Source organism: Streptomyces sp., assembly GCF_035563135.1.
GTDB lineage: Bacteria > Actinomycetota > Actinomycetes > Streptomycetales > Streptomycetaceae > Streptomyces.
The window spans coordinates 1-4,940 of sequence record NZ_DATMVN010000685.1 but is presented as its reverse complement, the minus strand read 5'-3'; the positions used below and the strand labels follow the sequence as shown (position 1 = coordinate 4,940).

General features: G+C 68.6%; 3 protein-coding genes. 2 read left to right on the top strand and 1 reads right to left on the bottom strand.

The window, feature by feature from the left end:
• Positions 1–173 precede the first annotated feature (173 nt).
• Complete coding sequence (locus VN520_RS30590; RefSeq protein ID WP_325750191.1) at positions 174–740, bottom strand: hypothetical protein; 567 nt, start codon at positions 738–740, stop codon at positions 174–176.
• A 351-nt stretch (positions 741–1,091) separates the two neighbouring features.
• Here VN520_RS30590 and VN520_RS30585 point away from each other — a divergent pair, with 351 nt between their 5' ends.
• Positions 1,092–3,983, top strand: a complete 2,892-nt coding sequence (locus tag VN520_RS30585) for an SNF2-related protein (RefSeq protein ID WP_414719996.1) — start codon at positions 1,092–1,094, stop codon at positions 3,981–3,983.
• On the top strand, positions 3,980–4,940 hold a 961-nt coding region (locus VN520_RS30580; RefSeq protein WP_325750190.1), incomplete at its 3' end, for an SWIM zinc finger family protein. The genes VN520_RS30585 and VN520_RS30580, both read left to right, overlap by 4 nt.

Below are 4,940 nucleotides of genomic sequence, written 5' to 3'. Positions count from 1 at the left end.
ACGATGCCGATGCATGGCCCTTCCCCGAGTCCGACACCCGGACGCTTCGGAGGGGCACCGGAGTACGCCGTACGTCGTGACGACGTGCGCCCAGCGCCCCCTCGTCTCTGTCGAGCATGAGCGGGAACCGGGGTTCGGTCACGGCTTCGTCACTCGCTCCGACGCCAGCACGGTCAGCAGCCGTAGGTGTCCAAGATCTGCCGAGACGCCGGGTCAGCGGGCTCCAGATGCGCTAGGCCCCCGTGGAGGGCGTTATCCAACCGCAACGGCGGCACTCCGTCCTGAAGTGGCGTGATGGTCATCCGTCTGTGGTCCCGGCCCGAGAAGGTCGTCTGGGACTCTTCCAGCCGGTATGGGCTGCGGTGTAGACATCTTCCGGAGTCGCCGAGCTCGCGGGCGAAGCGTTCCTCGACTCGTGGGAAGACGTAGGCGGCGATGTCTGGAGCAGTCCACCCCATGGCGAGCACGGAGACAGCCAGCGCTGGGATCTGCCAGATGTACAGTCCCCACTTCGCGAAAGCCCAGCGCGCCGTCAACAGGACTCCACTGCCAAGCAGCGTGCAACTCAGCAAGATCCCCGCACAGGCCATGGCTCGTTGTTCGCGGAAGAGCCCGGACCCCAGCGCCAGATGCGTGGTGACGAAGAACAACCCGACGGCCAGCGTGCCGGCCGCGAGGACGGCAGGTGTGGTGTAGTCCGCGGAGCCGCTGTCGTTACGCGGGGGTGGCAGCCTCCTCATCGTGCGCTTCCTTGTCTCTTCCCGACGGCCGGGCGCCATGCGCCCGCGCCGGTCACCGTACCCGGCGACTCAGATGTCCTGATAGCCGGCCTCGAAGCGTTCCTGCGTGCTGGAAGTACACCCAGCCCCCTTACGGCTGAAATGCGTGTCCCGTGAGCGCTGTTCCTGCGGCGGCACGAGGGAGTGCCAGGTACGGATATTCGGCGTGGGGCCACCTCGGTCGGGTGGAGTCATCTCATTCGCTGACAAGCGGGTCCTCCTCGCAGTTACGCTCGGCGAGCGCGGCCCTCGTGTGGCCGTGTCATGGAGGACGGAGAAAGGCTGCAGTCCGTGGGATCCGCTACGCCGACTATGACATCACCGCTCAGCGGGGTGGAGGACAGTGGCCGGGCATCGCAGATGCAGGCGCTGGCTGATTGCGCCGTGGTGTTCGTACCGTCCGACCCACCCCGGACCGGGCGTTTGGCGTTTTGGTGCCCAGACGGATCGGCTCCGCCCCAGGCGACGGACCGCCTGACGGTAGTGCGCGAGCACGGGACCTCCGCACAGAGATGCGAGGTGGAGGCCACTGTCCTTCCCGTGGCCGAGGCGCTGCAGGTTTTCTCCGAGGCGCGGCGGATGCCCGGCGCCAGCCCCGCGGCCGCGTTCTGGAATGCAGTCCTACTCCAAGCCCTGCACCTGCTCGCCCGTGGTCGGCTGCTGCCCGGGGTAAGCCCCGGTGGTTTCGATGCGTGGCGGATCGGGCCGTACGACCCCGAGGACGTCGGACGGCTGCGGAAGTTGGCCGCCGCAATGCCGCCCGAGGCGCGCGCGATACCGGTCGAGGGGCAGGACGGGCTGGACCTTCCGCTGGCCGAACCACTCGTACGGGCTTTCCTGGACGCGGTGGCCGATGTCCTGGCCCGCACACCGGCGGCCTCGGTGGCGGCCGGCGGCGATGCCTGGACTGCAACCGAACCACAGTCGGTGCCTCACCAGCGCGAGTGGGCAGCCGACCTCGCGACTGGCCTGGACGCAGGCGTCAGCCTCTCCCTTCGCATCGAACTACCTGCGGATGATGATTATCTCGAGGAGGCGAGCGTCGACTTCGCGGAGGCCCGGGCTGACACCCTGGATACGGACAGCGGGTTCCGCGCGGTCGTCCAGTTGCATCAGCTCGCCGATGCCGTGGTCGCCGACGCCAAGGACATCTGGTCCGGCGACTCGGCGGCCGCCGACGTGTTCGGCCCGACCGCCCGGGAGGATGCGCTGCGGGCCCTGCTCCGCGCAGTCCACGTCTGGCCTCCGCTCGGCCGCCTGCTGCTCATGACATCCCCGGTCGAACTCGAACTGTCCGACGACGAAGTGAGCGAGCTACTGGGAGAGGCGGCAACCGCGCTGGCAGCGGTAGGCATTCAAGTCCATTGGCCCAAAGAACTCGCCCGTCAGCTTCTTGCCCGCGCGGTCATTGAGCCGACCGAGAAGGCGGCCTCCGACCTGCCATCTTTGCTGTCTGCCGATGCACTGCTGGCCTTTCGCTGGCAGTTCACCCTCGGCGGCCGGGAACTCGAACCCGCCGAGCTCGACCGGCTCGCCGAGGCACAGAGGCCCATGGTGCGGCTACGCGACCAATGGGTGCTGATCGACCCAGAGCTCCTGGCACGCGCCCGGGACCGCAAGGACCGCCAGCTCACCGCCGTGCAAGCCCTTGCCGCCGCTCTGGCCGGCAGCACAGAGATCGACGGCGAGCGGGTCGACGTCACTGCACGAGGATGGATTGCGGAGCTGAAGGAGCGCCTTGCCGATCCCGACGCGAGCACCCGCCGCGCTCCAGTGCCCCAGCCGGCCGGGCTCCAGGCAACCCTGCGCGACTACCAGCTACGGGGTCTGACCTGGCTCCATCAGATGACGTCGCTCGGCTTGGGAGGTTGCCTCGCCGATGACATGGGACTGGGCAAGACAATTACCCTCATCGCACTGCACCTTCACCGGCAGACCACTCCGGCGACGGCCGGGCCGACCCTCGTGGTCTGCCCAACGTCGCTGCTCGGCAACTGGCAGCGGGAGATCGAGAAGTTCGCGCCCGGCACCCCCGTAGTCCGCTACCACGGCACCAACCGCTCTCTGACGGGTGCCGACGAGGGGTTCGTGCTGACGACCTACGCGACCATGCGACTGCGTGCCGCCGAACTTGCCCGGTACGAATGGGCCTTGGTGGTCGCGGACGAGGCCCAGCACGTAAAGAACTCCTTCTCGGCGACCGCGAAAGCCCTGCGGACTCTGCGCACGAGGGCCAAGGTCGCTCTCTCCGGCACCCCCGTCGAGAACAACCTGTCCGAGCTGTGGGCGCTGCTCGACTGGACTACTCCCGGACTGCTGGGCTCTTTGAAGACGTTCCGCGACCGATACGCCCGGGGCGCGGAGAGCGGGAAGGACCCTCACGCCGCGCAGCGCCTGGCCGCCCTGATCGGCCCGTTCCTCCTGCGCCGTAAGAAGTCCGACCCGGGTATCGCCCCCGAGCTGCCGCCCAAGACCGAGACCGACCATCCCGTGACGCTCACCAAGGAACAGGTCGCCCTCTACGAGGCCGTAGTCCGCGAGACGATGACCGCGATCCGCGCCACGGACGGCATGGCTCGCAGGGGCCTAGTCCTCAAGCTCCTTGCCGCACTCAAGCAGATCTCCAATCACCCCGCCCAGTACCTGCATGAGACCGAGGCGAAGACGGCGGGCCGGTCTGGGAAGCTCGAACTCCTCGACGAGCTCCTGGACACGATCCTGGCCGAAGACCAGGCGGTTCTGGTCTTCACGCAGTACGTCACCATGGGACGCATCCTCGAGCAGCACCTCACAGGACGAGGCGTGCCAGTGCAGTTTCTCCACGGCAGCACGCCTGTCGCGCAGCGCGAGGAGATGGTGCACCGGTTCCAGGACGGCGAGATCCCGGTGTTTCTGCTCTCCTTGAAGGCGGCTGGCACCGGCCTCAACCTCACCCGTGCAGGCCACGTGGTCCACTACGACCGCTGGTGGAACCCTGCGGTCGAGGAACAGGCCACCGACCGCGCTTACCGCATCGGCCAGACACAGCCCGTTCAGGTCCACCGCCTGATCGCCGAGGGCACCGTCGAGGACCGCATCGCAGAACTCCTGCAGAGCAAACGCGCACTCGCGGACACGGTCCTCGAAGGTGGGGAATCCGGGCTTACGGAACTGAGCGACACCCAGCTCGCTGACTTCGTCCGTTTGAAAGGGGCAGGGTCGTGACCTCTGATCCGGAAGCCGGGCAGCATCGCGATCGGCGCCGTGACTTCCCGCCGCTCCCCACAGCCCGCGGCCGCCGCACCTTCGCCGAGTCCTGGTGGGGCAACGCCTGGGTCGAAGCGCTGGAAGGTCCATCCCGCTCCGCGACCGGCCGACTGGCTCGCGGGCGAACCTACGCCCGCGCAGGCAACGTCGGCGAGATCACGGTTACGGCCGGGTGCGCCGCTGCCCGCGTGCAGGGCAGCCAACCCGCCCCTTACCGCACCGCCATGAACGTCCCGGAGTTCACCGCCGCCCAGTGGGACGCGCTCCTGGATCTTGTCGCCTCCAAGGCCGGCCACATCGCGGCCCTCCTGGAGCGCGATATGCCCACCGCCCTCGCGGACGACGCCGCCCAGGCCGGAGTTCGCCTCCTTCCACGGCCCCATGAGCTGACGCCCCGATGCTCTTGCCCGGACTTTGGCAACCCGTGCAAACACGCCGCCGCCGTCTTCTACCAGGTGGCCCGGCTCCTGGACCACGACCCCTTTGTCCTGCTGCTCCTGCGAGGGCGGGGCGAGCGGGAACTCATGGCCGAGCTCCACCGCCGCAACACAGCCAAGGCCATCGCCGCCACCTCCGGCCCTCGGCCCGGCGTACCCGCTCGGGACGTATTCGCTGCCGCCCGCATCGGCTTGCCCCCGCTGCCCTCACCGCCACCCGAGGTCGAACACCCTGGACCGGTGACTCCCTTGACCTCAGCCCCGGCTCCCCCACCCGGGTTGGACCCGGCGGCACTGGAGTTCCTGGCCGCCGACACTGCCCGCCGCGCAGCCCAGCTGCTGCGCCAGGCTCTCCACCCTGACGCCATCGACCTGCAGCCCGGCGCCTTCCCCGACGACCTCAACCTTGATCACGACCTCGTACGCCTTGCCGCCGGCGGACCGCCTACCGAGATCCTCCACCGTCTGTCCTGGAGCA

What these genes read in the sequence shown, in the direction of transcription:
- VN520_RS30590 (WP_325750191.1), bottom strand. Translation starts at nt 740, where the DNA reads ATGAGGAGGCTGCCACCCCCGCGTAACGACAGCGGCTCCGCGGACTAC.
- VN520_RS30585 (WP_414719996.1), top strand. Translation starts at nt 1,092, where the DNA reads ATGACATCACCGCTCAGCGGGGTGGAGGACAGTGGCCGGGCATCGCAG.